26 protein-coding genes are annotated in these 26,457 nt (G+C 50.8%); 12 read left to right on the forward strand and 14 right to left on the reverse strand.

Annotation, left to right across the window (positions count from 1 at the left end):
- Window positions 1-81 precede the first annotated feature (81 nt).
- From GK091_RS17600 to GK091_RS17640, 9 genes are all read right to left on the reverse strand, one after another.
- The gene (locus GK091_RS17600) at window positions 82-1,173 is read right to left on the reverse strand and encodes a serine hydrolase domain-containing protein (RefSeq protein ID WP_164041212.1); all 1,092 of its coding nucleotides are present in this window, start codon (window positions 1,171-1,173) and stop codon (window positions 82-84) included.
- 6 nt (window positions 1,174-1,179) lie between these two features.
- A complete protein-coding gene (locus GK091_RS17605) occupies window positions 1,180-2,808 on the reverse strand; it encodes a sodium:solute symporter family transporter (RefSeq protein WP_164041213.1) in 1,629 nt (542 codons plus the stop codon).
- 96 nt (window positions 2,809-2,904) lie between these two features.
- Window positions 2,905-4,248: an acetyl-CoA carboxylase biotin carboxylase subunit gene (gene accC / locus GK091_RS17610; protein ID WP_164041214.1), complete on the reverse strand. Its 1,344-nt coding sequence runs from the start codon at window positions 4,246-4,248 to the stop codon at window positions 2,905-2,907.
- Window positions 4,249-4,342: 94 nt separating this feature from the next.
- Window positions 4,343-4,831, reverse strand: a complete 489-nt coding sequence (gene accB, locus GK091_RS17615; protein ID WP_164041215.1) for an acetyl-CoA carboxylase biotin carboxyl carrier protein — start codon at window positions 4,829-4,831, stop codon at window positions 4,343-4,345.
- 103 nt (window positions 4,832-4,934) lie between these two features.
- A complete protein-coding gene (gene efp, locus GK091_RS17620) occupies window positions 4,935-5,498 on the reverse strand; it encodes an elongation factor P (protein ID WP_164041216.1) in 564 nt (187 codons plus the stop codon).
- 87 nt (window positions 5,499-5,585) lie between these two features.
- Entirely contained in the window at window positions 5,586-6,569 is a 984-nt protein-coding gene (locus GK091_RS17625) for a beta-ketoacyl-ACP synthase III (protein WP_164041217.1), read from the reverse strand.
- Window positions 6,570-6,669: 100 nt separating this feature from the next.
- The gene (gene plsX / locus GK091_RS17630) at window positions 6,670-7,611 is read right to left on the reverse strand and encodes a phosphate acyltransferase PlsX (protein WP_164041218.1); all 942 of its coding nucleotides are present in this window, start codon (window positions 7,609-7,611) and stop codon (window positions 6,670-6,672) included.
- 144 nt (window positions 7,612-7,755) lie between these two features.
- Window positions 7,756-7,950, reverse strand: a complete 195-nt coding sequence (rpmF, locus tag GK091_RS17635) for a 50S ribosomal protein L32 (RefSeq protein WP_162388958.1) — start codon at window positions 7,948-7,950, stop codon at window positions 7,756-7,758.
- A 101-nt stretch (window positions 7,951-8,051) separates the two neighbouring features.
- Window positions 8,052-8,594 carry a YceD family protein gene (locus tag GK091_RS17640; protein ID WP_164041219.1) on the reverse strand — a complete coding sequence of 181 codons (543 nt, stop codon included), beginning with the start codon at window positions 8,592-8,594 and terminating at the stop codon, window positions 8,052-8,054.
- Between the two features lie 169 nt (window positions 8,595-8,763).
- On the opposite strand from GK091_RS17640, the gene GK091_RS17645 reads away from it, so the two are divergent.
- The 4 genes from GK091_RS17645 to GK091_RS17660 all read left to right on the forward strand — a co-directional run bounded on the left by GK091_RS17645 (window position 8,764) and on the right by GK091_RS17660 (window position 11,407).
- Complete coding sequence (locus tag GK091_RS17645; RefSeq protein ID WP_164041220.1) at window positions 8,764-9,657, forward strand: DMT family transporter; 894 nt, start codon at window positions 8,764-8,766, stop codon at window positions 9,655-9,657.
- Window positions 9,658-9,737: 80 nt separating this feature from the next.
- Window positions 9,738-9,947 (forward strand): hypothetical protein, encoded by a 210-nt coding sequence (locus tag GK091_RS17650; protein WP_164041221.1) that lies wholly within the window; start codon window positions 9,738-9,740, stop codon window positions 9,945-9,947.
- Between the two features lie 22 nt (window positions 9,948-9,969).
- Complete coding sequence (locus GK091_RS17655; protein ID WP_164041222.1) at window positions 9,970-10,755, forward strand: isochorismatase family protein; 786 nt, start codon at window positions 9,970-9,972, stop codon at window positions 10,753-10,755.
- Window positions 10,756-10,777: 22 nt separating this feature from the next.
- Window positions 10,778-11,407, forward strand: coding sequence for an LON peptidase substrate-binding domain-containing protein (locus tag GK091_RS17660; RefSeq protein WP_164041223.1), 630 nt, complete (start codon window positions 10,778-10,780; stop codon window positions 11,405-11,407).
- Between the two features lie 42 nt (window positions 11,408-11,449).
- Here the strand turns inward: GK091_RS17660 and GK091_RS17665 are convergent, their stop codons facing one another.
- The 4 genes from GK091_RS17665 to GK091_RS17680 form a co-directional block, all read right to left on the reverse strand.
- Window positions 11,450-12,130 (reverse strand): NUDIX hydrolase, encoded by a 681-nt coding sequence (locus GK091_RS17665; protein ID WP_164041224.1) that lies wholly within the window; start codon window positions 12,128-12,130, stop codon window positions 11,450-11,452.
- Window positions 12,131-12,137: 7 nt separating this feature from the next.
- Window positions 12,138-12,995, reverse strand: a complete 858-nt coding sequence (locus GK091_RS17670) for a phosphodiester glycosidase family protein (RefSeq protein ID WP_164041225.1) — start codon at window positions 12,993-12,995, stop codon at window positions 12,138-12,140.
- A gap of 77 nt (window positions 12,996-13,072) precedes the next feature.
- Window positions 13,073-15,280: a S9 family peptidase gene (locus tag GK091_RS17675; protein WP_164041226.1), complete on the reverse strand. Its 2,208-nt coding sequence runs from the start codon at window positions 15,278-15,280 to the stop codon at window positions 13,073-13,075.
- 198 nt (window positions 15,281-15,478) lie between these two features.
- Window positions 15,479-16,003, reverse strand: coding sequence for a DinB family protein (locus GK091_RS17680; protein WP_164041227.1), 525 nt, complete (start codon window positions 16,001-16,003; stop codon window positions 15,479-15,481).
- Between the two features lie 242 nt (window positions 16,004-16,245).
- Here GK091_RS17680 and GK091_RS17685 point away from each other — a divergent pair, with 242 nt between their 5' ends.
- The 3 genes from GK091_RS17685 to GK091_RS17695 all read left to right on the forward strand — a co-directional run bounded on the left by GK091_RS17685 (window position 16,246) and on the right by GK091_RS17695 (window position 22,385).
- On the forward strand, window positions 16,246-18,075 hold the full coding sequence (locus tag GK091_RS17685) for a hypothetical protein (protein ID WP_164041228.1): 1,830 nt from the start codon (window positions 16,246-16,248) through the stop codon (window positions 18,073-18,075).
- A 261-nt stretch (window positions 18,076-18,336) separates the two neighbouring features.
- Window positions 18,337-20,628, forward strand: coding sequence for an ATP-dependent helicase (locus GK091_RS17690; protein WP_164041229.1), 2,292 nt, complete (start codon window positions 18,337-18,339; stop codon window positions 20,626-20,628).
- 89 nt (window positions 20,629-20,717) lie between these two features.
- A complete protein-coding gene (locus GK091_RS17695; RefSeq protein WP_164041230.1) occupies window positions 20,718-22,385 on the forward strand; it encodes an OmpA family protein in 1,668 nt (555 codons plus the stop codon).
- Window positions 22,386-22,448: 63 nt separating this feature from the next.
- Here GK091_RS17695 and GK091_RS17700 read toward each other — a convergent pair whose 3' ends face one another.
- Window positions 22,449-23,198 carry a hypothetical protein gene (locus tag GK091_RS17700; protein WP_164041231.1) on the reverse strand — a complete coding sequence of 250 codons (750 nt, stop codon included), beginning with the start codon at window positions 23,196-23,198 and terminating at the stop codon, window positions 22,449-22,451.
- A gap of 244 nt (window positions 23,199-23,442) precedes the next feature.
- On the opposite strand from GK091_RS17700, the gene GK091_RS17705 reads away from it, so the two are divergent.
- The 5 genes from GK091_RS17705 (at window position 23,443) to GK091_RS17725 (ending at window position 26,397) form a co-directional block, all read left to right on the forward strand.
- Window positions 23,443-23,841, forward strand: coding sequence for a DUF3887 domain-containing protein (locus GK091_RS17705; protein ID WP_164041232.1), 399 nt, complete (start codon window positions 23,443-23,445; stop codon window positions 23,839-23,841).
- Between the two features lie 60 nt (window positions 23,842-23,901).
- On the forward strand, window positions 23,902-24,225 hold the full coding sequence (locus GK091_RS17710) for a DUF3467 domain-containing protein (RefSeq protein ID WP_164041233.1): 324 nt from the start codon (window positions 23,902-23,904) through the stop codon (window positions 24,223-24,225).
- Window positions 24,226-24,410: 185 nt separating this feature from the next.
- Window positions 24,411-24,839 carry a 30S ribosomal protein S12 gene (rpsL, locus tag GK091_RS17715; protein ID WP_164041234.1) on the forward strand — a complete coding sequence of 143 codons (429 nt, stop codon included), beginning with the start codon at window positions 24,411-24,413 and terminating at the stop codon, window positions 24,837-24,839.
- Window positions 24,840-24,973: 134 nt separating this feature from the next.
- On the forward strand, window positions 24,974-25,441 hold the full coding sequence (gene rpsG, locus GK091_RS17720) for a 30S ribosomal protein S7 (protein ID WP_012928933.1): 468 nt from the start codon (window positions 24,974-24,976) through the stop codon (window positions 25,439-25,441).
- A gap of 86 nt (window positions 25,442-25,527) precedes the next feature.
- Window positions 25,528-26,397, forward strand: a complete 870-nt coding sequence (locus GK091_RS17725; protein WP_164041235.1) for an aldose 1-epimerase family protein — start codon at window positions 25,528-25,530, stop codon at window positions 26,395-26,397.
- Window positions 26,398-26,457 lie beyond the last annotated feature (60 nt).

Genomic DNA, 26,457 nt, shown 5'->3' on the forward strand with positions numbered 1-26,457 from the left:
CCAGGTGAAAATTTTGACAGTAAATCTACAAATTTATTGCTGTTAACCAGTAGGATAGGGCAGATGTTAGCTCAGAAGTTATTATCGGGTCAGATCGTCCAGCGCCAGCATGTCGGTTAGCTCGGGTTGCCCGGCATCGCCCAGAATACGAAATAGGGCTTCGGCATTCGCTTTGTTATCGGCCCTATTGGAAAAATAAACGACCAGAACCTGTTTCTCCGGTATGGCGACGACGTAGTTGTTAAATCCGCACGTGCTTCCTGAGTGGAATAGAACAGGGCTTGCCGGTTGTCGATAAAACCAGCCATCACCATAAAAGCTACCCGGTGCGGAGCCGATAGCCTGACCCGTTCGGGCCAATGCGGTCGTCAGGTTCAGCAACGTATGGTGTCGCAGGGCGTCGCTCCATTTCTGATAGTCGTCCAGTGATGTGTACACGCCACCATCTCCTTTGGTCGCACTGGTAACACTCTGGTCCGAAAAAACAAACTTACCTGCTTTGTTACGGGCATACCCCATTGCTCGGTTTGGAATCGGCTTTCCCACTTCGTACACGACCGATTGTGTCATATTGAGGGGTTCGAAAATGCGCTGCCGAATAAATGACGCGTAAGCTTGTCCAGATACTCGTTCGATGAGCAATGCCAGCAAGCAGTAGCCCGAATTGCTGTACCGAAACTGGCTACCCGGCTCAAAATAGAGTGAATCACGATCCGTCAATAACGCCAGCACATCGGCGTCAAGAAGCTGCTCTTTCTGGTTTGGATTCATGACCGTTTCATAATCCAGTAACCCCGACGAATGGGTCAGCAGATTACGAACACGAACCTTCCGGCTGACAGAACCGTTGAGTTCCGGGAAAAATCGGGCCAGTGGGTCATCGAGCGATAGTTTTTTGTCTTTCTCCAACAGAAGAACGCCCATAGCTGTGAACTGCTTTGTAACCGACGCCATCCGGAAATTTGTCGAGGGCGTTATAAGCGATTTTGTGTCGACATTGGCCAGACCATGCCCCTTCCGGTATACCTCCTGGCCATTAAGGACAACCAGCAGCGCCGAACCCGGCTGATTCGCCTGCGTTGTCGCTCGCATCAGCGAATCGAGCCGCTCGCGTAGTTGTGCGGTAGCCGACGTTGTTGCAACGAGAAGAGCCATCAGGAGGAGTCGTGTCATTTGTGATTACCAGAAAACAGCGTATAACACGGCTAAAATACTAAAGATCCCTACGGCCCCCGCTACGAATGAGGGCGCTACCCGAAACATCTGACGATCGACAATCAGCCATTTTGCGTTGAGTGAGCCGGTCAGTGAGACAACGACCATCAGGGCTATATCGATGCAAAATACCAGCGTTGTACGGTGTAAAAATGGAATCGGGTCGGACTGAATGCCAAATAGCTCGGTTACTTCCGGCCAGAATTTGAGTAGTGTCGACAGGGGAATCGTCGCAATGGCAACGGTCAAAGCCGCCCGGTTTGTCGCCCGTTTCCAGAAGAAACCCAGCAAAAAGATCGCGAATACTCCCGGTGTAATGAAATTGGTGTATTCCTGAATGTACTGGTACACCTGATCGAGTGACCGCAGCATGGGAGCCAGCGCAATGGCAATGGCGAAGGCAACAATCACCGCCCAACGACCCACATTGACCAGTTTCTGCTCGGACGCGTTTTTGTCGAAAAACTTCTTGTAAATATCGAGTGTAAAAATGGTCGAGATGGAGTTGCACTTGCCCGCCAGCGACGCTACGACGGCCGCTGTCAGGGCGGCAAATGCCAATCCTTTCATGCCCACCGGCAGTAAATTCATTAATACGGGGTAAGCGTGATCGGGTTTCACCACGCCTGACGCATCGGTCATGGCCGCCCGGAACGGACCGCTCTGGTACAGGACATACGCGGCAATACCCGGAATGACCACGATGATGGGAATCATCAGTTTCAGAAAGGCCGCAAACAAAATGCCGCTCCGTGCGGTCTTCAGATCAGCTCCCAAGGCCCGTTGCACGATGTATTGATTACAGCCCCAGTAGGAGAGGTTGTTGATCCACATACCGCCCGTCACCAGTGCCATACCGGGCAGAACGTCGTAGTGGGGATGTCCTTTGGGGAAATACATGTGGAAATGGCTGTCGGCCTGCTCCCGTAGCGTTGCTAATCCGGTCCAGATGCTGGTTGAGCCGCTTTGCTGGGCAACGAGTTGCAAGGCCAGGTACGTGACGACCAGCCCACCAAAAATCAGGACAACTACCTGAATGACATCGGTATAGCCGATTACTTTCATGCCGCCCAACGTGATGAAAATGGCGAAGATAGCCAGTCCGAATGTGCAGGTTGTAAAGGAGATACCAGCCAGAGACTCAATGGCAATAGCGCCTAAATAGAGAATGGATGTTAGGTTAACCAGCACGTAGACCACCAGCCAGAAAATGGCCAGAATAGTACTGACGGTGTCGCTGTAGCGTTGCGCCAGAAACTGTGGCATGGTGTAGATATGATTGCGGAGGTAGATCGGAATGAAGTAAACCGCAACGATCACTAGCACAGCGGCCGCGAACCACTCGTAGGAGGAGATAGCCAGGCCCATCGCAAAACCCGAGCCCGCCATGCCTATAAAATGCTCGGCGGAGATGTTTGAGGCAATTAATGACGCGCCAATAGCCCACCAGGTTAATGACCCTTCGGCCAGAAAAAAATCGTTTGTATTGACTTCGTCCCGCCGTTTGCGGTGATAGATCCAGTAGCCGTAACCAACGACGATAACTAAATAAATGAAAAAAACAGCGTAATCAGCGGTCGCCAGATGGTTCATGAAGGGTAAAAATATAGAAAAAGGGGTGTCTTGCTATACAAAGCAAAACACCCCTTTTTTATACCAAATAGCGAGGAAGTCTGTTCCCCTCAACTATTATAGCTTACTAAAATCGAACGTTTCCAGGAACGCTGTGGTAAACTGACCCGATTTGAACTTGGGATCGTCCATGAGTTTAATGTGGAACGGGATCGTGGTTTTGATGCCTTCGATCACAAACTCCTGCAACGCCCGCTTCATACGCGTAATGACTTCTTCGCGCGACTGACCCGATACGATCAGTTTTGCGATCATGGAATCGTAGTTGGGCGGAATGGTGTAGCCGGTGTAGACGTGACTGTCTACGCGAACGCCATGCCCGCCGGGTATGTGCAGGACCGTAATTTTGCCGGGCGATGGCCGGAAACCGTTGGCTGGATCTTCCGCGTTGATACGGCACTCCATTGCGTACAGCTTCGGCGTGTAGTTGCGACCCGAGATTTCGGCCCCGGCGGCTACCTTGATCTGCTCTTTGATCAAATCGAAATCCGTTACTTCTTCCGTAATCGGGTGTTCGACCTGAATCCGGGTATTCATTTCCATGAAGAAAAACTCCCCGTGCTTGTCGACCAGAAACTCAACTGTTCCGGCTCCTTCGTAGCCAATGGCCTGAGCACCTTTGATGGCTGCTTCGCCCATACGCTCCCGAAGCTCCTGCGAAACAATGGGTGACGGGGTTTCTTCGACTAATTTCTGGTGCCGACGCTGAATTGAACAGTCACGCTCAGAGAGGTGGCATACTTTACCAAACTGATCACCCACGATCTGAATTTCGATGTGGCGGGGTTCTTCAACAAATTTTTCCAGATATAGGCCATCGTTACCAAATGCCGCGCCGGCTTCGGTACGGGCATCATTCCAGGCTTTTTCGAACTCATCCTCTGCCCGAATGATCCGCATACCCCGGCCACCACCACCGGCCGTTGCCTTGACAATGACGGGATAGCCCATTTCTGCCGATAATTTCTTTCCTTCTTCGATCGATTCGAGCAGGCCGTCGGAGCCGGGAATGACCGGAACACCAGCCGCTCGCATGGTCGCTTTGGCCGTGGCTTTATCGCCCATACCATTGATCTGCTCAGCGGTAGCTCCGATAAACTTGATGCCATAATCAGCGCAGATCTGCGAGAATTCAGCGTTCTCAGACAGAAATCCGTAGCCGGGGTGAATGGCGTCAGCTCCGGTCACTTCGGCGGCCGAAATGATATTGGGAATACTTAGGTAGGATAGCTTGCTCACCGGAGGACCGATGCAAACGGCCTCATCCGCGAAGCGTACGTGCAGACTGTCGCGGTCAGCCGTCGAAAACACGGCTACCGTTTTGATACCCATCTCGCGGCACGTCCGAATAATCCGCAGCGCGATCTCTCCCCGGTTGGCGATTAATATTTTTTTGAACATGGTCTAAATGAGCGAATGAGTGAGTGTGTGATTGAGTGAATGACTTCTGAAAAGCTATTCACTCAATCACACACTCACTCATTCACCAATTAAATTAAATAGGTTCTACCAAAAACAGCGGCTGATCGTATTCTACCGGAGTAGCATTCTCAACAAGCACTTTTACGATCCGGCCAGATACCTCTGACTCGATTTCGTTGAACAGCTTCATCGCTTCGATAATGCAGACCACTTTCCCTTCCGTCACGCTATCACCGATCTCAACGAACGAAGGCGTTTCGGGTGTAGACGACCGATAGAAGGTACCGATCATTGGTGATTTGATGGTAATATAATTCGACGTATCAGCTTTGGGAGTAGCAACAACCGCCGGAGCAGCTGCTGCAGTCTGTGGCGCTGGTGCGGGAGCTGCAGCTGTAGCGACAGGTGCCGGTGCTGGCGCAACTGGTGTGGGAGCAGCAACGGGAGCACCCGCACCGTACCGTTTTACGCTGATCTTGAGATCGGTCGTTTCAATATTTACCTCATCCAAACCTGACTGAGAAATGAAATCGATGAGTTGTTGAATGTCTTGTGTGTTCATAGGTTTCGAATGCTGACCGGATCGCCGGAGCGGTGATGAGTACGAATTGTGAATAGGTAAATGACAAGCTTCGTAGTGAACTCGTCATTCATCACTCAAAAACTTATTTCACGCGTTCTACGTAGTCTCGTGTGCGGGTATCGACCCGAATTTTTTCACCCGATTCAATGAAGAGAGGTACCATGATTTTAGCACCGGACTCCACTTCAACCCGCTTTTTGGGGCTATTGGCCGTGTCGCCCTTGATACCGGGTTCAGCGTATGTCACTTCCAGCTCAACGAACGGTGGTAATTCGCACGTAAGCGGAACCTCCGTTTCGGCATTGATCAGAATCTCAACTTCCTGTCCTTCTTTCATCAGATCAGCGCCGTCAATGAGCTTGCCGTCGATATTTATCTGATCAAACGACTCCTGGTCCATAAAGTTATAGCCCGTTTCGTCTTTGTAAAGGTATTGAAATTTTCGGCGTTCCACCCGAACCGGATAGACCGTTACGCCCGAGTTGAACGTATTGTCGATCACCCGACCTGTTGTTAGGCTTTTCAGCTTGGTACGCACGAAAGCCGCACCTTTTCCGGGCTTAACGTGTTGAAAGTCAGTAATCTGAAAGAGATCGTTGTTGAAGCTCAAGACTAATCCGTTGCGGATGTCTGCGGTCGTTGCCATGTTGAAATTGTATGATGTAAAAGTATGATGTATGATAAAGTTGCAACAGGTGTTATCCCTACTTTTATCATAGATCATCTGTGAAAATTAATAGGCCCACTTCACGTAAGCGGCTCCCCAGGTAAATCCACCACCAAAAGCCGCCAATACAAGGTTGTCCCCTTTTTTTAACTGGGACTCATAGTCAAACAGACAAAGCGGAATCGTGGCAGCGGTGGTGTTGCCGTATCGATGAATATTCATCATAACTTTGTCGGCCTCAATGCCCATGCGGTGCGCCGTGGCGTCGATGATCCGTTTATTGGCCTGGTGTGGTACTAACCAGGCTACATCGCTGCCCGCCAGGTTATTCCGCTCCATAATCTCCGCCGAGACATCGGCCATATTCTTAACCGCAAATTTAAACACAGCGGGACCGTCCTGATAAACGTAATGCGAGCGTTTCTCGACCGTTTCGTGCGTGGGTGGGTACCGGCTGCCGCCTGCTTTCTGATACAAATGGTTTTGCCCAACGCCATCCGATTTGATGATCGAATCGAGGATGCCTAATCCGTCTTCATTCGGTTCAAGCATAACGGCACCGGCTCCATCGCCGAACAGAACGCAGGTAGCGCGATCGGTATAGTCGATAATGGCCGACATCTTGTCTGCACCGACAATAACTATTTTCTTGTACTTACCGGTTTCAATAAACTGCGAACCAATGGTCAGGGCATACACAAAGCCTGAGCAGGCGGCCTGAATATCGAAACTGCCAATATTGCGGATACCAACCATGTCGCAGATCAGGTTTGCCGTCCCCGGAAACACGTAGTCTGGGGTGGTGGTGGCACAGATGAGCAGATCGACTTCTTCGGGTTTGATACTTAATTTTTCGAGCAAACCTGCCACGGCTTTTGCCCCCATATGCGACGAGCCCATACCCTCGCCCTTCAGAATGTGCCGCTCCTTAATGCCCGTACGGCTTGTAATCCATTCATCGTTTGTATCAACCATGCGCTCCAGTTCGGCGTTGGTCAGCACATAGTCGGGAACATAGCCGTAGACTCCTGTTATGGCAGCTTTACTCATAAGTCGGTAGTAAGAAAAGTGTGCGGTTTACAGTTTCCGGTTTATTTACCTGCCATTAAGAAAACTGTAGACCAAAACCAATACGGCGGACCGTTGTAAACTAACTGAGAGCCTGTGCAATCTTTGTATACGCGTCGGATTCTACCTGTCGGATGGCCAGACCAATCATGTTTTTGATGGCCAATGGCGACGAAATGCCGTGAGCAATGATTACGTTGCCATTAACGCCCAGAATGGGACTGCCGCCAACAGATTCGTAATTCGTTTTGTCCAGAAATCCATCACGAATACCCCGCTCGGCGGCCATCGTATAGAACGACTCACCCAGTTTGAACATCGTGTTACCCGTGAAGCCATCCGTGACAATGACATCTGCTTTTCCGGCGAAGAAATCTCCACCCTCAATGTTGCCAACGAAATTGATTTTACGACTGTCTTTGAGCAACTGATGCGCAGCCTGAGCTACCAGCGATCCTTTCTGCTCTTCAGTGCCGATATTCATCAGTGCCACTCGCGGGCGTTCGATGCCAAAGGTGTATTGGGCATAAATAGAGCCGACCTCGCCGAATTGGGCCAGCATCTCAGGTTTACAGTCAGCATTGGCACCAATGTCAAGCATAACGGCGTAACCGCCCGTAATTTGTGGTACAAAACCAGCTATACAAGGCCGTAGAATGCCCTCGATGGATTTGATGCTGAATAAGGCACCAACGTGCATGGCTCCCGTATTTCCAGCGCTACAGAACGCATTGACCTGACCGTCTTTCAAAAGCTTAAACCCAACTCCGATGCTGGAATTGGGTTTTTGGGAGAGCGCTTTGGTTGGGTGCTCACTCATTTCTATGACGTCATCAGCGTTGACCAATTCAACATTGGCAACGGCCTCTGCACCGTGTTTGCGGATTAATTCCTGCACAAGGGACTGCTTGCCTATCAGCACGATAGTTACGTTTTCCGGCAATTCAGCAGCGGCCATCATAACCCCTTCTACAATTGCCTCGGGAGCGAAATCGCCACCCATTGCGTCCACTGCAATTTTCATTGACTCCGTTTGTTCAATACCTCCCAGCTAAACTGGCTTGCAAAAAATATGCGTAAAAATAGGGAGGTGGCGGGCAATAAAAAAGTATTTCGCGTTCATCTTCAGGAAGACGTCAGCGAAATACTCTTTATAACTGAATGACAATTAGGCTGTTTTAGCGTAATTCTCAATGATAATTTGTCCTTTGTAAAATAAGTTGCCCTCGAAAACGTGGGCATGGTGCCGCTCATGGACTTCGCCGGTTTGGGCATCAGTCGAGAGGGTTACGGCCGTAGCCTTGTAGTGCGTTCTGCGCTTATCGCGCCGGGTGCTGGAGTGGCGTCGTTTGGGGTGTGCCATTTTGTTTAGTTATAAAGTTGTCTAGTTGCTCTAGCTGTAAAGTTGACAATTGCGGTTGTTATCGTGCTGATAAGGCGGCAACGGCCAGTTCTACGGTCAAATTAATTATCATTCAATTTACGAAGGGCCGCCCAGCGCGGGTCTATCGGCGGCTGGTTGTTTTCGTCAGTCATTTCATCATCAGAGCGGTAGATTAATTTACCATTCTGCTCATCGTCGCTACCGTCATCCTCATCCCGAAAACGGGGATGCAACCGTTTCATTGGCAGCGACAGGATGATGAACTCGAAGATGTAACGGGCAACATTGATTGTCGCCGTGTTACGTTCAATAAGTTCGATTTCATCGCTCAACTCCTCATTATGATCACCGAACTTAAGCAGCATCGTCTGCTGCGTGTCGACCAGCTCATCGTACTCATCGAGGCTCCGGTCGCAGGTTTGCTCAACAGTGCCCGTGATGTGAAGATCCAGCCGGATCATCGTCTCCGACTTATCCAGAATGAGGTGCGTCTGAACGTTGCCTTTCGGAATCAGGTCCTGGTCCAGCGCAGCAAAAAACGCGTCGTCCGACGTGAAGTCGTACTCGTATCGTTTCTTTTCAAGACCGACAATGTTGATGTCGTATGCGCGTAATGTGTTCACCTCGTATCTCCTCCGCTCCGGTGGCCCGGTCCAAAAATAAGACCGCAAAGGTACGAAACGTTTGTTAATCAGGAAAGTGGTATACTGAAAAAAGGTTGACAGTTTAACCGAAAGACCTGGATTTTCGGAGATTTGGGTGTATATTCTCCTGATTGCCGCCGAATATGCTATGTTACTTACCGTTGTTACCGTCACTACGTTCGCCGTCCTGATCCGAATTGTGGCCAATCCGCTGTCGAATGTGTTTCAGAAACAGCTCACTCATCGGGCTGCGGATCCCCTGTTTGTCATATCAGCTACGTATGGCTTTCTGGCGCTGGTTTGTCTGGCGTTCTGGTCACAGCTTCGCTTCGCCGGGCTACCGGTCGCGTTCTGGTCGTGTATGCTGGTGGTGGGGCTGTTTGCCATGATCGGTAACGTATTTCTGGTCAAGGCGCTTCATCTCGGCGATCTGTCGGTATTGGGACCGATCAATGCCTATAAATCGGTGGTGGGGCTTATCGTCGGTATCTTTTTGCTGAACGAGATTCCGCGCTGGTGGGGACTGGTGGGTGTTCTACTGATCGTGGTGGGGAGCTATGTGGTACTGGCTACGAAGCAACCGCAAACGGGCTTCTCCTGGCGCCTGTTCCAGCGTCCCGAAGTCAGACTAAGGCTGGCCGCGCTCGTATTTTCCGCCATCGACGGTGCTTTCCTAAAAAAAGCCATTGTGCTGTCAACGCCAACCATTGCGTTCTTTTACTGGTGCTTGTTTGGCTTCGGATTTACGATCATCTGGATAGGGTTTACCCGTCGGGAACGCTGGCGGGAACAGGCAACGCTGCTGGTTTCGCAGAAAAGCACGTACTTCGCTCTATTCCTGACCGTTGGTGTTACGCAGGTAGCGAGTAACATCGCGCTGGCGGGTATGCAGGTGGGTTATGCGCTCGCCCTGTTCCAGACGTCGGCGTTGGTAAGCGTGCTGTTCGGATACCAGTTCTTCAACGAAAAAGGGATCCTTCGTAAGCTCATCGGGGCGGGTATTATGGTGGCCGGAGCCGTGATGATCACTGTTCTTGGCTAAACATCCCGTTGAAAACCGGGTTATAAAGCCTAAGTTTATTGTCTGTTGTCAATCATACCTCACAAAACTACATTGCTGTTATGACTCAATACAAACTTGTCGAGAAACACGACATCGAACACCACAACGAGTATTACGAATTGAGAATTACGCAGGATAATGATCATCCCGAAAGTTTGTTCTTTACGACGAACGAGGAAAATCTGGAAGACGTTGCCACCGACATCATCTACGAACACAAACCCGGTGTAAAGCACTGGACCGTGATTCCGCACCGCAAAGACAGTTAATTCAGGCAAGAATTCCGGACTTGTGACAAACGCTTTTTTAATCATCGACACACAGTTCGATTTCTGTCATCCCGACGGTGCTTTGTTTGTGCCGGGGGCCGAGCAGGACGTTGATCGCATGGCGGCCCTGATTCGCCAACATACCAACAAGATCGATCATATTATCGTAACGCTCGATACGCATCACCTGATCGACATTGCTCATCCGTTGTTCTGGCAGGATGAGAACGGACAACATCCCGATCCTTTTACCCGAATTTCTGCCGCTGACGTAGATGCGGGGCGCTGGGTGCCCTGCTTTGCGGGTGAAAAGGCACGGCAGTATGTGCATGAGCTGGAATCGAGTGGGCAGTTTCAGCATTTCATTTGGCCTGAGCATTGCCTGATCGGTTCTCGTGGAGCCGCTTTGCACGATACACTGCTTGACGCGTTGAAAGACTGGACACGGCAACGCGAACGCGATTATGTAGCTGTTCAGAAAGGACTTCACCCCTTGTCCGAGCATTTTGGCATCTTCCGGGCGCAGGTTTCGGATCCGGCTGTTCCCGAGTCGCAACTTAACACGGCCCTGATTGCCGATCTGGACCGGTTCGACACGGTTTACCTGATGGGTGAGGCCAAGTCACACTGCGTTGCCAACAGCCTGAAACAGATGCTGGACTTTGCACCGGAACTTGTGCCAAAGGTTGTGGTCGTGACGGATTGCATGTCGGATGTGACCGGTCTGGGCTATCTGGCCGATCAAATTTATGCCGAAGCGCGCAGCCGGAATGTGCGTTTTTTGGAATCAGACGCAATTTTTGGTTGAAAACCCGTACCTTATCGGCGTTATGGAAAAGACGTTACCGCTGTTTCCGCTGAATCTGATTGTATATCCGGGCGAAGATTTAAATCTGCATATCTTCGAACCCCGTTATCGCCAGCTCATCAGCGAATGCCTGGAAGAAGAACGTACGTTCGGTATTCCAGCCTTTATCAATAATAAACTACCCGGTTATGGCACGGAAATGCACGTGACAACCCTGCATAAACGCTATAACGACGGGCGGATGGATATTAAATCGAAAGGACTCAAGGTCTTTCGGCTGGTCAACTTCGAGAATCCCGTTGCCGGCAAGCTCTATGCTGGTGGAGAGGTAGAGTTGGTTGAACCGGGCGATGGGTTTAGCGCACACGCCATGCCCCTGAAAGAGCGATTGGAACAGCTGTACGAATTACTACAGATCGAGAACGACTATGACCCGGCCAGCGCGAATTTCTCGTATAAAGTCGCTCACAAAGTTGGCTTATCGGTCGAGCAGGAGTACGAGCTGCTGACGCTTGAGACCGAGGCTGAACGGCAGCTCTTTCTAATTCAGCACCTCAACACGGTTCTGCCCGTAGTGTCCGATATGGAGCGTACCAAACAGCGTATTCGCATGAATGGCCACTTCAAAAACCTCGACCCGCTCAATTTTTGACGTGGCTTGATGGTGTCAAGTTCGGTAACCTGACACCATCTGTTATAACAACTTCATTGTCTCGTAATCGCCGATATGTTGCAGGTAGAGAAAATTAAGTAGTAAACCGTTTACGTTTGTAACGAGCTTATGTGACTCGGGTAAGGTAGCGACAACACTCGTTATGCGCTCGAACTCGGCTTCGCTGCCCATACTTTTGAGGTGAAAAGCCATAATGTCGTCGCGCGACATTTCTTTCTCGATATAGAAAAAGTGCATGCCCTCGTCGCTGGTGCCGGTGCTTGGATGCCAGACTTTGGCGTTGAGCTTAGTCAGTTCGGCTGCGGTAACGCTCAGGCCAATCTCTTCCTCAAGTTCGCGCGCGGCAACATCGCTGGGGTCGTCGCTGGCGTCAACCATTCCGGCCGGATGCTCATACGTTTGTGATCCGTCGGCAATGCGCCGTTGCTTCACCAGTACGACAAATTTCTGTTTTGTCTCCTTGTCGATCAGGCAAACCAGCATTGAAACGGCGTGACCTTTCAGAAAAAGGGCGGGCGGGATCTTGTCGCCTTCCGGTGTATCGGCATCCACTTCGAGCATGGCAAACAAGATTTCGCCATTATGCCGTCGCCGAATGTAAAAATCGTTGATCGCGTTGATCGTAAGCCCATTGCTCTCCGCCTGACTTTTCCAGTACTTAAATTTCGGCGCGTCCTGAAGAGCCTCTTCGTGTTTACTCATAGTTGGTTTATCGAATCAAAATAACGTTGCTAACCGGTCGTTCGCCGGTATGAATCCATTGCTTGCTGTCGGACGGGTAATTTACGACGCCATTACTGCCCTGCCCAACGGTACTTATCCAAAGGGTCGTTGAGCCACCTCCGTCAAGGTTGATGGCATCACGGCAGCCGAGCCAACGCATCAAATCGGTCAGTTCGTGTAGATTCATACCCTGCGCATTGGCATGGCGACCGTCAACCGTGGCCAGCAGGACCCGCTTGCCGGGTCCTACACAAAGACAAGTGCGTGGATGGCGATTATCGTTAAAGGCGTTTTTCAGCAGCGGGTGCGGTTTTTCGTTCCGAAGCAGGAGCGGTCCCGTTGTCATCACGTTCGCTGCGGTTAGCTGACGGTCCCAGCCGGGTTGATTCCCACCGAAGACCACACTCACCTTGTTTCGGTCAATCACGATGGCTGCCTGCTGATGTTCAACCATCGTTTTACCCGACAGGCGCGTCGTGTCCATCACCCGACCATCGATTCTGATCAGATCGACCGAGCCGCCTTTCTTCGTATCGAAGAATGTGCCGTTCAGGGTAAGCAGCGCCTTAAATTTTTGCCCGAACCAACTCGTTGGTTTCAAGCTGTCGCCCGCCGACGCAAAAGCTATTGTTGGCCGTCTCCGTCGGTTTTTGAGGACGATCAGATTTACGTTCTGCTTCGCGTTAAACAGGCTATCAAAATGTGCTTCCTGCCAGACAACGTGCCGATCGACGCGCGTGTTTCGCCAAGCTGCGTTTTTGACCTGTAGCGAATCTGTTACCGACTGCGCGTGAATGGTAAACGAGCTTAGTGCCCCAACTAGAAGAAAGAAACTGACTTTCATACGTGTTCAAATGCAGTAGGGAGTAGTGCGGACGGTCGGCCGTTGCCGTGGAAATCTGCCCTACTCCCGGCTGTTGTTTACTTCTGGGTGAGTCCTTGTGCATCGGGGCCAACGTACCGCTCGAAGAATTCATAGATCCGAAGCATCCGGTCAATCCGCTGACGAACATTACCTGTACGGCTCAACTCATGCGTAGCCCCCGGCATCCGGACGTATTCGACCGGACGTCCCAGAATTTTTAGGCTCTTGTACATCATTTCGCTTTGAATCGGTCCCGTACGAAGGTCATTCTCACCGTGTTTGATCAGCAAAGGGGTTCTGATGTCCTGCACGAAACTGTAGGGTGAGTTGGCATCCAGTACTTTAGCCTCGGCTGACCAAGGGTAGGCAAAATAGTTCGGAACAAGCCGCCACGCATTCCCCTCGCCGAGGAAGGTGGTCAGATCATAAACACCCCGTTGCGCGAACGCAGCCTTAAAGCGGTTATCGTGACCAACGATCCAGGCTGTCAGGTAACCTGCGTAGGAACCGCCCGTAATCACCTGCCGACTTGTATCGACCCACGCTTCTTTGGCCGCATCGGTGGCCGCAGCCAATACATCTTCCGCGGGTCCGGTCCCCCAGTCCTTGATATTTGCCCGCTGGAAATTCAGGCCATACCCACCCGATCCGCGCGGATTGGCGTATACCACACCATAGCCCTGCGAGCACATGTACTGAAATTCGTGCCACATCGATGCTTCGCCCGGTCCCCACATGGCCGTTGGCCCACCGTGCATGTTCAGCAGAAGGGGATACTTTTTGCCAGCTTCAGCAAAGGTGGGCTTCATGATCCAATAATCGACGGTTTGGCCGAGCGAGTTTTTGTACGTCCGTTTTTCGGGAGTGCTCAATTGCCGTTGGGCAACCCAGTCGTTGTGATTGCTCAGTTTCGTTTGCGCTTTGGCTTCTGCATTGGTCAGGTATAACTCCGATGGATTGGCGAGTTCCGTTTTGGCAAAAACCACCTGATCGCCGACAATATCGAAATTGGTGACGCCACTCTCAAACGGCGTGAGTTGCGCAATCTGCTTGGTTGCCGGGTCGAGCCGATAGAGGGGAGCACCACCATTTGCCGATGCGGTAAAATAAATGGCATAGCCGGTTGCGGCCTTTTTGCCTTTGCCCGATGTGGGCATGGGCGTCCAGGTCAGATTACTGGCTGCCCGGTCGAAGGTAACGAGCTGGCTGTTCGATGGTGTGGTGCCGGTTAAGGTAGCTAACCCAATCTGCGAAAAATTGACCCCTTCGGAGGGACTTACCAGAAACGCCAGTTGTTTGCCGTCGGGTGAGATTTCCGGCGACCCGTAACTTTTTCCTGCTTCCGCCAGCACGACTGTCCGGTTGCCGGAGCCATTGGCCGGAATGAAAACAATCGCGTTGTCCTGCTCCCGGTCGGGATGTTTGAGCGAATCACGATCCGTTACGGCCAGCAACCCCTGCCCATTTGGCAGCCAGTTGGCAGCCTGGAATGACCAGAAGCCACGCGTCAGCGCTTTGGGTGTTGCCCCCTCCGTTACATCGGTCACGTACATATGCGTGAACGTCATGTCGGGCTCGGTGGTCGATTCACCCTGGAAATTGAGCCGGTTGATGACTTTTGCCTTTTTGTCCTCAACGTCTTTGTTCAGATAAGCGCGGATCTCGGCCAGCGAACCGTCGGGATTGGCTTTGATCTTTTTGTCGGTTTTGATGAAGTTGTTGTTGGAAAAACCTGGTTTCTCCAGCGACCAGAGCGGTCCATTTTTCGTGGGATTCAGAATCGAATCGGTCAGCATTTGCGCCGTTGTGACCCCACTCGTAAACGCAATCTGCTTGCCATTGGGCGACCAAAGCGGATTCGATGCGCCATACGTACTGTTCGTCAGCTGCCATGCTTCGCCACCACTGAGCGGCATAATGAAAATCTGACCTTTCCCTTTGATCGTGCGCACAAACGCAATGCGTTGACCATCCGGCGACCACACTGCCTGCCGGGCTGATTCGGCCCCGCGCGTCAGCGCCTTGCTGTCGCCGGATTTAAGTCCGGTGAGGTAAATGTGCGTTTTGTACTCATACTCTTCTTTTTGATCAGGATTCGGTTCGATCGTCGTCACCGTGTAAACGGCCTGTTTCCCATCGGGTGATACCTCAATGCCACCAATCTGCTTAATACGGGTGAGATCGGTGACCAGGACCTTGGTTTTAGTCTGCGCACAGACGAGCTGTACCGTTAGAAAAAAGAGGAAGAACGTTTGCTTTAGCATGTTGATTCAGGTTATAATTTGGCGAAAATACGAAAAAGGGGGTACAGAACGATCATGCTGTACCCCCTTCACACCGATAGCAGGCCAATTGATATGCTACCAAAATAAAGCGTAGCTGATTTGGCTGAGCCAGGCTCCAGATTGGTCTTGATGCATAGGTTAACGGCCCAAGCTCCCGCTTGGGCCAATCGTAGCAAACTACTGGTCGAGCAAGGGCAGATACCGCTCCCGGATAATGGTGGCGTGGTGAAGCGCGTGGCCAACGACGACGTAGCCGAGGGCTAACGCCGAAATGGTTTGATCGAAGCAAACACCCGTGCGAAGCATCATGTCGTCATCAAAACTCCTGAACAAGCAACTACTCGATTGGCGAACAAGGGCATACTCATCGTACAGATCAGCAAGCGTTCGTCGGCTGGTGTTGGCAAACTGAGCGAATAACGCTTCGTCATAGCCCGGTAATGCTGTTTTATCGTTACGGGCAAAGCGCATGGCCCGGTAGGTCATAATGCGCTCGTTGTCAATGATATGCTGTAATATGTCTTTGGCTGTCCATTTGCCCGGCGCGTAGCGACGATCGCCGAGAGCGTCAAGCGTTTCGAGCGGAATCAGGCTGGCGTACGAAGCCGTTTGGGTAAGCGCGTCAATGATGTCAATGTTTTCGGCCAGATTGATATAGCGGTCGAAGAACTGAGGCATTACTGAGATGTCGGACTTGGTCATGGTGGTGAGTGATTAACAGTCGAAAGGGCTAAATCTTCCAGGAAATTTCGAGCCTGAAACTATATTTTTTGAAATAATGGTACACTAATTGCCTGTATTAGTAACTGGTTATACATATCATTTAATAAATAACTTTTCATGGCTCAATTGTACACGTAATTTTAGCTGTTTTTCAAAAAAAAGAGCGCTTATCCAGTATCACGTCCCCTTTCAATAAATAGTTTACACTAGTACCGTCAGTTATGATAAACAAATACAGAAAATTAATTCGCCAAAGTTGGTCATTGATGCTGATTGGCACACTTATTAGTCTGCCATTTATCAGAAGTATAGCGCAGTCGACTCTTGCGTTGACGCAGCCCACCTACAACTGCGCTACGGGTGCAATCACGTTCAATACGACGGGGGGCAACGGTTCACTTATTACGTACACGGCACCGGGAACTACCCGCTCATCGGTCACCAGCAACACGGGGGTTGTTGAAGCGGGTCTGCGCAACGATCCTAAGCCGATTCTTATTCAGGCTACCCAAAGCGGATATACCGCCAGCTACACCTTCGATCTAGCAGGCGCTTGTGCGTATCAATTTAAACCGCCGGTTCTCGCTCAAGCCCTTCCTGATCAGACATTCACCGTAGGGCAGGTGCTCAAACAGGAGAATTTTAATCTGGCGAATTACATCACCGATCCAACGCCAGGACAGCCGCGCTATTTTCCGGAGTGGACGGCGTCGATGAAGGGATTACCGGCTGGCATATCGCAAAACAGCTACGGCGATTTACGGTATAATCTGAACGTTTCGCTGGTGGGTTCCCCTACGACAAGTGGTGTTTACACGGTGACCGTAACCGCAGCCACGCAGTATTTTCCAAACCAGCCGGTCACCACTACGTTCAAAATCAAGGTAGTAGACCCATCCGATGAAAGCACGCTAAAACTTGGTCTGCCTACCTACAATTGTGCGACCGGTGCTATTACGTTCCTCACTACGGGTGGTGATGGATCACTCATTACCTACACGGCACCGGGCATTACCCGCTCATCAGTCACCAGCAACACGGGGGTTGTTGAAGCAGGTCTGCGCAACGATCCCAAGCCGATTCTTATTCAGGCTACCCAAAGCGGATATACCGCCAGCTACACCTTCGATCTGCGAACGAATTGCATTGTACCAGCGGCCTTATCGCCGGTTCTTGTATCGCCCATCAATAATCTTACGCTAACGATAGGGAAAGCGCTGGACAGGTATCACGTCGGTCAACACTTCACCGATCCCAATCCGCACCGTGGAGCTAGTTTTTACCCTATCTCATTCAACGCTGCGAACACTCCTCCGGGCTTGTACTTTGTCGATGCTACCCTATCGTCGACCGGGGAGGTAAGTGCTTATTTTTCGGGGGCTCCCACTAAACCAGGTATCTATACTGTAACGGTAACATCGTACTTGTTCGGCTATATTACCAAGAGCTTAGCGGCTTCTGGCACCTTTACACTAACCGTAGTCGATTCGTCGGGCACGCCACCCAAAAATGCCCCGCTCACCTTGGCCGCGCCCACCTACGATTGCACGACCGGTGCTATTTCGTTTAACACCAGCGGGGGCGATGGTTCACCTGTCGAGTTCAAAGCGATTGGCATTACTGACTGGACAACGAATCCGAATCAGTTTGTAGATAACGAGAGTCGTACGGCTACGGACGTGCAGCCCTTTACGCTTATGGCTCGTCAGGGTGAGCAACTGGTTTCCTATAGCTGGAATTTAAAAGCCGCCTGTGGTCGGGCGCGGATGGGTGTGTCGGAGGTAGTAGAGGCAGGGAGTGGCCTTTCGCTGCAACTGTTGGGAAACCCCGTTCAGGAACTGCTTCGCGTGCGGATTCGGGGAGCGGAGGGCCAGTCGGTTGAGTTGCGGTTGACGGATTCACAGGGGCGGTTGTTACAAAGCCGGACGGTAGAGCGCGTGGAAGCGGTCGAAGAGCAGCATTTTCAGCTCAATCAGCCGGGACCGAATATGTTGTTACTACAGGCAACAACGCAGCAGCAGGTTCAGACAGTAAAAGTACTGAAGCAATAACGTTGTTATCGTCTATCAGGATTAAAGCAGGCTCCCGGTCATCGGGGGCCTGTTTGCGTTAACGGCCCGTACGGTCAAAACTGGGTTGATCCAAAGCGCGCTGTTCTATCGAAAGACATCGAGAGCGAGTTGCCTTTCGGGCTGTCGCTAACCAAATTTTTTCGTAGTTTTGATTGTTATATAAAGACACTGGATGCTGGACATCCAAAGCTGGACTTTTCTTAAATCCAGCATCCAGCGTCTGGAATCCAACGTCTTTGTATGGTTGATTATATTTCTGGATTGAATGACCCCCAGCGGGAAGCCGTGATGCACGGCGATGGACCGCTGATGATTATAGCCGGTGCCGGTTCGGGTAAAACACGCGTTCTAACCTATCGTATTGCTCACCTGATCGAAAGCGGTACGGACGCGTTCCGTATTCTGTCGCTGACGTTTACGAACAAAGCGGCTGGTGAGATGCGCAAACGGATCGAAACGGTTGTCGGTACGGAGGCTCGTAACATCTGGATGGGTACGTTTCACTCGGTCTTTGCCAAGATCCTGCGCATTGAAGCGAAAGCCATTGGCTACACCAGCAATTACTCGATCTACGATACCGACGATTCGAAGTCGTTGTTGCGGAGCATCATTAAAGAGATGGCGCTGGACGATAAAGTGTATCGTGTCAACAGCGTGTTCGGTCGGATTTCGGGAGCTAAGAACCGACTGATCGGTCCGGACGATTACATCAATAATGCGGTTATTCTGGCCGACGATGAAGCCGCCCGGATGCCGCACATTGGTCGTATCTACAAACAATATGCGCTTCGTTGCTTTGCGGCCAATGCCATGGACTTCGACGATCTGCTGTTCAATACGAACGTGCTTTTTCGCGACCACCTCGATATTCTGCACAAATACCAGCACAAATTTCAGCATGTGATGGTCGATGAGTTTCAGGACACCAACGTGTCTCAATACCTCATTACGCGGAAGCTGGCAGCCGTTCACCAGAACATCTGTATCGTGGGCGATGATGCGCAAAGTATTTATGCGTTCCGGGGGGCCAACATCGAGAATATTCTGAATTTTCAGCGCGATTACGGCAAGGAGAACGTCAAAATCGTGAAGCTGGAACAGAATTACCGCTCGACCAAAACCATTGTGCAGGCGGCCAATTCAATCATTTCGCGCAACAAAAATCAGCTGGAGAAACACGTCTTCACGGACAACGAAGATGGACCGCTGATCGATGTGATCAAAGCATCGTCGGATAACGAAGAGGGGCGTTTAGTGGCGTCGGCCATTTTCGAGGCCAAGATGAACGGGTCGCTCGTTAACAACGATTTTGCTATTCTATACCGAACCAATGCCCAGTCGCGGGCCTTTGAAGAAGCCCTCCGCAAGGTAAGCATCAAGTACCGCATCATTGGCGGTCTGTCGTTCTACCAGCGGAAAGAAATCAAGGATCTGATCGGCTACCTTCGTTTTACGGTCAACCAGCAGGACGAAGAAGCGTTCAAACGCATCATCAATCTGCCCAAGCGTGGTATTGGTGACACCACCGTTGCCAAAATCAGCGTGATCGCGGCCGAAAAAGAGGATTCAATCTGGGAGATCGTATCCGAAATCAGTAAACATATTGCCGGGCGGTCGTCGATCGCTATTGAAGGATTCGCTGATCTGATCAAAAGTTTTAAGCTGTTACTCGATCAGAAAGATGCCTTCGAAGTGGCGTCGCACATTGCCAAAGCATCCGGGTTGCTGAAGGAGCTGTATGACGATAAAACGGTTGAAGGGCTGGCCCGGTACGAAAACGTACAGGAATTGCTGAACGCCATCAAAGAGTTTGTCGATAATCCTGATAATGAGGAGAAAAGCCTCAGTGCGTTCCTGCAATCGGTTTCGCTGCTGACCACCGCCGACGAAAAAGAGGACGATGGCGACAACGACAGAGTGACGCTAATGACCATTCACGCGGCCAAAGGGCTGGAGTTTAAAAACGTCCACATTGTCGGTATGGAAGAGGATCTGTTCCCAAGCCAGATGATGCTCGAAAGCCGCAACGATCTGGAAGAGGAGCGACGCCTGTTTTACGTAGCCGTTACCCGCGCCGAAAAACGACTGACACTCTCCTACGCCGAAACGCGCTACCATTATGGCCGGCTCAAGATGTGTGAACAGAGCCGGTTCCTGATGGAAATGGATCAAAAATACCTGAAAATGTCGAAGATGCGGTCGGCACCGAGTCGGTCTGATTTTGATCGACCAGAACGTGACCGGAGCGAAAGTACGTCGACCGGTTCAATGAATTTTGTCCGGTCGCTGGCGCAGAAGACGGCTCGTTCGCAGGCTCCGCAACCAACGGTGTCGCATACGCCCTCCGCCGATTTTGCGCCTACCAGCACCTCCGATCTTGCCGCAGGACAGCGCGTGGAACATGCCAAGTTCGGGTTTGGTACGGTGAAGGCTGTTGATATTAACGGAACGGAACGCAAGGCTACCATTCAGTTCGAGACAGCCGGCGAAAAAGTGTTGCTGCTAAGTTTTGCGAAGTTGCGGGTAGTGTAGTATAACCCACAATACGTTATTCGGTATACAAAACTGGTATCAATGATCGTTTTCCCTGTAAAACACCCCACTATCCCTCGCCTAGTTGTATGAATGCCAACGGTATCGTTGCTGCCAGTCTTTTTATCGCCGTACTCTCTCCGATAGCCAATGGGCAACCCGGTCAGCCCACGCCGGGCGAACCCGTGCGAGGTCGTGATTCAACCGCAGCGTCGCCGAATCCCAAAGTCGAAAATCTGGGCAACCTGGTGAATTCAGAGTACAACGAGATCAATCCGATGATTTCGCCGGATGGGAAGACGCTGTATTTTGCCCGGATCAGTCATCCAAATAATACGCATGGTACGAAGGGAAGTCAAGATATCTGGTATTCAGACCTGGATGTAGCCAGCAACAAATGGGGTCCCGCCCGTCGGATGGGGTTCCCGTTGAACAAAGATGAATACAATTGTGCCTACAGCATTACGCCCGATGGCAATACGATGCTTATCAAAGGGCAGTACGTGAACGGGAACTATGAAACACGGGGCTTCTCGCTCAGCAAACGTACGGCCAGCGGTTGGAGTCCTCCCCAGAAAATGGATATTCCCAATTACGTGAACATGAGCAAAGGCCAGTTCGATTGCGGGTTCATGTCAGCAGACGGGAAAGTGTTGCTAATGGCCTTCAGCGAGAAAAAAAATAGTAAAGAAGATGATATCTACGTCAGCTTTCGGCAGAAAGACGGCTCCTGGACAAAACCGATGGACCTCGGCGTAGAGATCAACACGAAGTTTACGGAAACGACTCCCTTTCTGGCTCCCGATGGGGCAACGCTCTATTTTTCGAGTAATCGCGAGGGTGGGCTGGGCAGCAATGATATTTATGTGGCCAAACGGGTCGATAAAACCTGGAAGCACTGGACGAAACCGGTCAATCTGGGTTCGGACGTGAATACGGAAGGCTATGACGCGTACTACACCGTAGCGGCTTCCGGCGATTATGCGTACCTGACGACCTTCAAGAATACGCTGGGCAAGGGCGATATTATTCGGGTGAAACTTAGCGATGATCAGCCATCGAACCAACCCGGTAAACTGGGTGGAGGAGGAGATGAGGTCGCTGGTAAGGGAACCACCACCCGGCCGGACCCGGTGGCGTTGATCAGTGGAAAAGTGATCGATCAGAAAACGGGCAAGCCAATCGAAGCCCGGATCGTTTATCAGACCTTGCCGGACGGGGCCGAAGCGGGCGAAGCAACATCGGACCCGGTTACGGGAGAATACAAAATCGTGCTGCCCTACGGTCAGAAGTACAGCATGAGAGCCATTGCCAAGGACTTCATTGCCGAAGGTGACAATGTAGATTTGACCCAGACAAAGGGCTTCCAGGAAATTAAAGGCAAAGATTTAAACTTGATTCCGATCGAAGCGGGTCGATCCGTCCCACTCAACAACATCTTCTTCGACGTAGGGAAAGCCGAACTGCGCCCCGAGTCGAATCCTGAACTTGATCGTCTGGTCAACACGTTCAACGAAACTCCGAAGCTGGTCATTGAAGTACAGGGGCATACGGACAACACAGGGTCAAAGGAAATAAACGCCAAACTATCGCAGGATCGGGCCGACGCCGTTCGTGAGTACTTCATCAGCAAGGGTATCGAGCCTGACCGGGTTGCCAGCAAGGGATTTGGTGAAGCAAAGCCAATCGCGACCAATGACACTGACCAAGGACGGCAGAAAAACCGGCGTGTCGAGTTTGTGATCCTGAAAAAATAAGCAGCGATATATGAAACGTTGACCGACAAGCGACAAAGTCTCTATGGTTTTGTCGCTTGTTGTTTAATCCAGCCCTGGTCGCATAAAGGCTCGCGCATCAGGGCACAATGTCTCCAGTTCCCGGCGTAACCGACTCAATAAGGCCATCAGATCGAGCAGATCATCGGTCTCTTCCGGGAAAAACTGAATGATGGTTTCCCAGGCCAGCAGCGACTGATCAATACTCACCAGAATCAATTTAGCTTTGCCTGCATGGTAGCTGCTAAGCTGCGGATCAGTAACCGGCTCAGCCAGCGCGCGGAGAACAGCCAGTGTCTTCACCGGAATTAAGGTTCGATACCATCGAATCATCTCCCAGGCATCTTTCAGCGTATGCAATAGGTGCATCGCGTCTTCCTGCGTTTGCAGGCCCAGCTCAACCGCGCCTATTTGCCGTTGACCAGCCTCCTCCAGTAAGTCTTTTCCGACCGGGAGCCAAAGGCCGGTTTGCCGGAGATAATCGTTCGCAAGTAACGCCAGTGGATGCTTTCTGAAGTCAGATTGCCGGACAACCTTTGTTTCCAGGGCCTGAGCCTGTTCGCCCATTAGCGCATGCTGGCCTTGTGTGCCAGTCAGGTTCTCGACGTATTTTTTTGTGAGAGTAAGCGCGTCTGTCAATTTCTGAATCAGGTCGTCGCCAGCCGTTTGTGGTTTCGCCAGCCCTGTTTCGTGTTGAATCTGGTAGCTTCGACACCGACTGGTAAACAAACAGCGTTCACACCAAGCGTCACAGTAATTATAAATACCACTAATTAATTCAGATTGCGTATTCATTTGGCGTATAGCCCAATAGATTGTTTATTGTTCTGTAAATATACGAATAAACAGAATCATGTATGGCCTGTTGCCGCATAAAAATAGCCCTCCGTTTGATCATGAACCGCCTGTTGGCAGGCATTACCTCCGTTTGGCTAGCTGGTAGTCCGTTTATACCAAAAACAAGTGACATCGTCGGTCTCCGTCTGGTTACCCGTAGAAAATGGCTTATTTTTACGACGTACAAACACACGCTAATACGATGAAACGACTCCTTTTACTAATCACTTTTGGCTTATGTTCACTGGCCGTTTCGGCACAAACCGCTAAGCCAACCCCTGTCGCATCAGGTCCGGAAGTGGCCAAACTCGATTCGTTAGCCAAGCTCGCACAGCGGTTTATGAATGCGAATCAGCCGGATTCGCTGTATGGATTGATGGGTGCTTCGTTCAAGCAACAGATCTCGCCGGAAAAAATGAAAGACGTAACGGGGCAGATTGCCGGGCGATTGGGTAACTGGGTATCGATGGAACCTAAAGGTATGAAAGATGGTGTTGCCCGCTACAAAGCTACGTTTGCCCTGTCGCCAATTGATTTCTATATCAGTCAGGACAAGCAAGGTAAGATCGAAACGTTTTTATTTAAACCCTGGCAAGAATAGTGATTACCTGGCGAGTACAACCTATTATTTACTGTACTTTTGCTGAAAACAGCGCTTGATATGACTCCCCAACAACAAAACCCCGACAACTCTATTGATGTCGAACTGAGCGAAGAAATTGCCGAAGGTGTATATGCTAATTTAGCCATGATTGCTCACTCCAACAGTGAGTTCATTCTTGATTTTATCCGGTTGATGCCGGGTGTGCCTAAAGCCAAAGTAAAAGCGCGCATTATTTTGACACCCGAGCATGCCAAACGCTTATTGGAAGCCCTGCGCGAGAATGTAAGCCGGTTTGAAGAAGCGTACGGCGATATCAATAATCCTACGGATACATTCAAGTTTCCCTCTGGTGGCTTCGGTGGACCGGTTGGTCAGGCTTAATACCAGTTGACAAGGAGCTAAGTAGAAGACGATAGGCATCGGTGGGTATCGGTCAGGGGCTGATATCTCTGATAGCCAGCGTCTTTTATCGTTTATAGTCGGTTTGTGCTTTGGCATTCAAACAGTTTTCCGTATCTTTGCACCTCAAATTTCGGGAAGACTGTTTTTTGTAAACAATTTAAAGAATGCCTACTATACAACAATTAGTGCGTAAAGGCCGCGAGAAGCTTGAATTCAAGTCGAAATCGCCGGCTCTTGACGCCTGCCCACAACGTCGGGGCGTGTGCACGCGTGTGTACACCACGACACCGAAGAAGCCTAACTCGGCTCTTCGTAAAGTTGCCCGGGTTCGGTTAACGAACGGTCGGGAAGTAAACGCATACATTCCAGGTGAAGGTCACAACCTCCAGGAGCACTCAATCGTCTTGATTCGTGGTGGCCGGGTAAAAGATCTTCCGGGTGTTCGTTACCACATTGTTCGGGGAGCTCTGGATACGGCTGGCGTAAGCGGTCGTCTGCAAAGCCGTTCGAAATACGGTGCAAAACGGCCAAAACCAGGTCAGGCTCCCGTTAAAGGAGGTAAAGGTGCACCACCAGCAAAAAAGAAAAAATAAGTAAGTAGGATGTATGCTATGAGAAGTATGATGTGTGCGTAACTACATGTATCATATACAGGACATCATACATCAAAACTGACTGGACGCTGGAAAGACTACGTTCAGAGTAAGATCAAAAATCTGAAGAAATCATGAGAAAGGCGAAACCGCCCAAGCGTTACGTATTACCCGATCCTAAATACAAGGAGGTTCTCGTAACTAAATTTGTTAACAACCTGATGTACGAAGGCAAGAAAAGCCTGGCGTACTCCATTTTCTACGATGCTCTCGACGTGGTTGCCAAACGCACCAGCGAAAGTGGTCTGGATACATGGAAAAAGGCGTTGAACAACGTCATGCCATCAGTTGAAGTTAAAAGTCGTCGCGTCGGTGGAGCTACCTTCCAGGTGCCAACCGAAGTACGGGCAGACCGAAAAGTCGCGGTAGGCATGAAATGGCTTATTAAGTATGCTCGTTCGCGGGGTGAGAAAACAATGGTAGACCGGTTAGCAGCCGAAATCGTCGCAGCCGCAAAAGGTGAAGGCGCAGCTGTTAAAAAGAAGGATGACACGCACCGTATGGCAGAAGCCAACAAGGCGTTCTCGCACTTCCGGTTCTAAACCAAGGCAACAAACCACAGTCCCGGTGGTAGCCAAATTCAGGAAAAGCCGCTCAACATTGAGCGGCTTTTTTAGTTTTGCAGGATATGACGACTTTAGAAAACGATCACCTTCGCGTTTCCATCCGCCCTAAGGGCGCTGAGCTAACATCCATCCTGCACAAAGCAAGCGGTATTGAACACCTCTGGCAGGCTGCACCCGACGTTTGGGGCTGGCACGCGCCCAACTTGTTCCCGGTAGTGGGTGGTTGCCTGAACAACCAGTTGCTGATCGACGGAAAAACGTATCCCATCGAGCGACACGGTTTTGCGCGGCAGTCGATTTTTGAGACAACGGAGTCGTCAGCTACACACGCGGTCTTTTCATTGCATTCCAGTGACGCAACGAGGGTCCACTTCCCTTATGAGTTTGACTTTCAGATCATCTACGAACTGACCGATTCAACGCTGACCATTACGTATCGCGTCGTCAACGAAGACGAGAAGATGGTCTATTTTTCTGTAGGTGCGCATCCGGCATTTGCCGTGCCTTTTTTGCCGGGGGAAGCGTACGAAGATTATTTTATCGAGTTCGACCAGAAGGAGCCGCTAGAAACGCACATGTTATCGGCAGCCGGATTTTTCAACGGGGAGACAAAGCCAGTACCGACCGTAGGAAATCGTCTGCCACTGACAAAACATCTGTTCGATCAGGATGCGCTGGTTTTTAAGGAGCTTGCGTCCCGCCGGGTAGCCATCAGAAGCGACAGGCACGAGCATTCGGTGACGGTCGATTATCCGGCGTTTCCATATTTAGGAATCTGGGCTAAACCGGGGGCGTCATTTGTTTGTATCGAACCCTGGTTGGGATGCGCTGACAGCGAAGGACCACAAAAGCCTATCGAGGAAAAGGAAGATATTCAGCACGTTGAGCCGGGGCAGGTCTTTACCGCTTCGTTTACCGTTACAGTAGCTTAATGCTCATTGACATAAAAAAAAGGCCGGAATCATCGATGATTCCGGCCTTTTTTTATGTCT

This window comes from Spirosoma agri, from assembly GCF_010747415.1.
Taxonomy (GTDB): domain Bacteria; phylum Bacteroidota; class Bacteroidia; order Cytophagales; family Spirosomataceae; genus Spirosoma; species Spirosoma agri.

Bases quoted from the DNA above. Each gene is read 5' to 3' on its own strand.
- GK091_RS17605 (WP_164041213.1), bottom strand. From the start codon at position 2,808: ATGAACCATCTGGCGACCGCTGATTACGCTGTTTTTTTCATTTATTTA.
- GK091_RS17670 (WP_164041225.1), bottom strand. From the start codon at position 12,995: ATGAAAGTCAGTTTCTTTCTTCTAGTTGGGGCACTAAGCTCGTTTACC.
- GK091_RS17600 (WP_164041212.1), bottom strand. From the start codon at position 1,173: ATGACACGACTCCTCCTGATGGCTCTTCTCGTTGCAACAACGTCGGCT.
- GK091_RS17665 (WP_164041224.1), bottom strand. From the start codon at position 12,130: ATGAGTAAACACGAAGAGGCTCTTCAGGACGCGCCGAAATTTAAGTAC.
- GK091_RS17680 (WP_164041227.1), bottom strand. From the start codon at position 16,003: ATGACCAAGTCCGACATCTCAGTAATGCCTCAGTTCTTCGACCGCTAT.
- GK091_RS17690 (WP_164041229.1), top strand. From the start codon at position 18,337: ATGGTTGATTATATTTCTGGATTGAATGACCCCCAGCGGGAAGCCGTG.
- GK091_RS17660 (WP_164041223.1), top strand. From the start codon at position 10,778: ATGGAAAAGACGTTACCGCTGTTTCCGCTGAATCTGATTGTATATCCG.
- rpsG (WP_012928933.1), top strand. From the start codon at position 24,974: ATGAGAAAGGCGAAACCGCCCAAGCGTTACGTATTACCCGATCCTAAA.
- accB (WP_164041215.1), bottom strand. From the start codon at position 4,831: ATGAACACACAAGACATTCAACAACTCATCGATTTCATTTCTCAGTCA.
- GK091_RS17695 (WP_164041230.1), top strand. From the start codon at position 20,718: ATGAATGCCAACGGTATCGTTGCTGCCAGTCTTTTTATCGCCGTACTC.
- GK091_RS17705 (WP_164041232.1), top strand. From the start codon at position 23,443: ATGAAACGACTCCTTTTACTAATCACTTTTGGCTTATGTTCACTGGCC.
- GK091_RS17710 (WP_164041233.1), top strand. From the start codon at position 23,902: ATGACTCCCCAACAACAAAACCCCGACAACTCTATTGATGTCGAACTG.
- accC (WP_164041214.1), bottom strand. From the start codon at position 4,248: ATGTTCAAAAAAATATTAATCGCCAACCGGGGAGAGATCGCGCTGCGG.
- rpsL (WP_164041234.1), top strand. From the start codon at position 24,411: ATGCCTACTATACAACAATTAGTGCGTAAAGGCCGCGAGAAGCTTGAA.
- GK091_RS17650 (WP_164041221.1), top strand. From the start codon at position 9,738: ATGACTCAATACAAACTTGTCGAGAAACACGACATCGAACACCACAAC.
- GK091_RS17645 (WP_164041220.1), top strand. From the start codon at position 8,764: ATGTTACTTACCGTTGTTACCGTCACTACGTTCGCCGTCCTGATCCGA.
- GK091_RS17625 (WP_164041217.1), bottom strand. From the start codon at position 6,569: ATGAGTAAAGCTGCCATAACAGGAGTCTACGGCTATGTTCCCGACTAT.
- efp (WP_164041216.1), bottom strand. From the start codon at position 5,498: ATGGCAACGACCGCAGACATCCGCAACGGATTAGTCTTGAGCTTCAAC.
- GK091_RS17700 (WP_164041231.1), bottom strand. From the start codon at position 23,198: ATGAATACGCAATCTGAATTAATTAGTGGTATTTATAATTACTGTGAC.
- GK091_RS17675 (WP_164041226.1), bottom strand. From the start codon at position 15,280: ATGCTAAAGCAAACGTTCTTCCTCTTTTTTCTAACGGTACAGCTCGTC.
- GK091_RS17725 (WP_164041235.1), top strand. From the start codon at position 25,528: ATGACGACTTTAGAAAACGATCACCTTCGCGTTTCCATCCGCCCTAAG.
- plsX (WP_164041218.1), bottom strand. From the start codon at position 7,611: ATGAAAATTGCAGTGGACGCAATGGGTGGCGATTTCGCTCCCGAGGCA.
- GK091_RS17685 (WP_164041228.1), top strand. From the start codon at position 16,246: ATGATAAACAAATACAGAAAATTAATTCGCCAAAGTTGGTCATTGATG.
- rpmF (WP_162388958.1), bottom strand. From the start codon at position 7,950: ATGGCACACCCCAAACGACGCCACTCCAGCACCCGGCGCGATAAGCGC.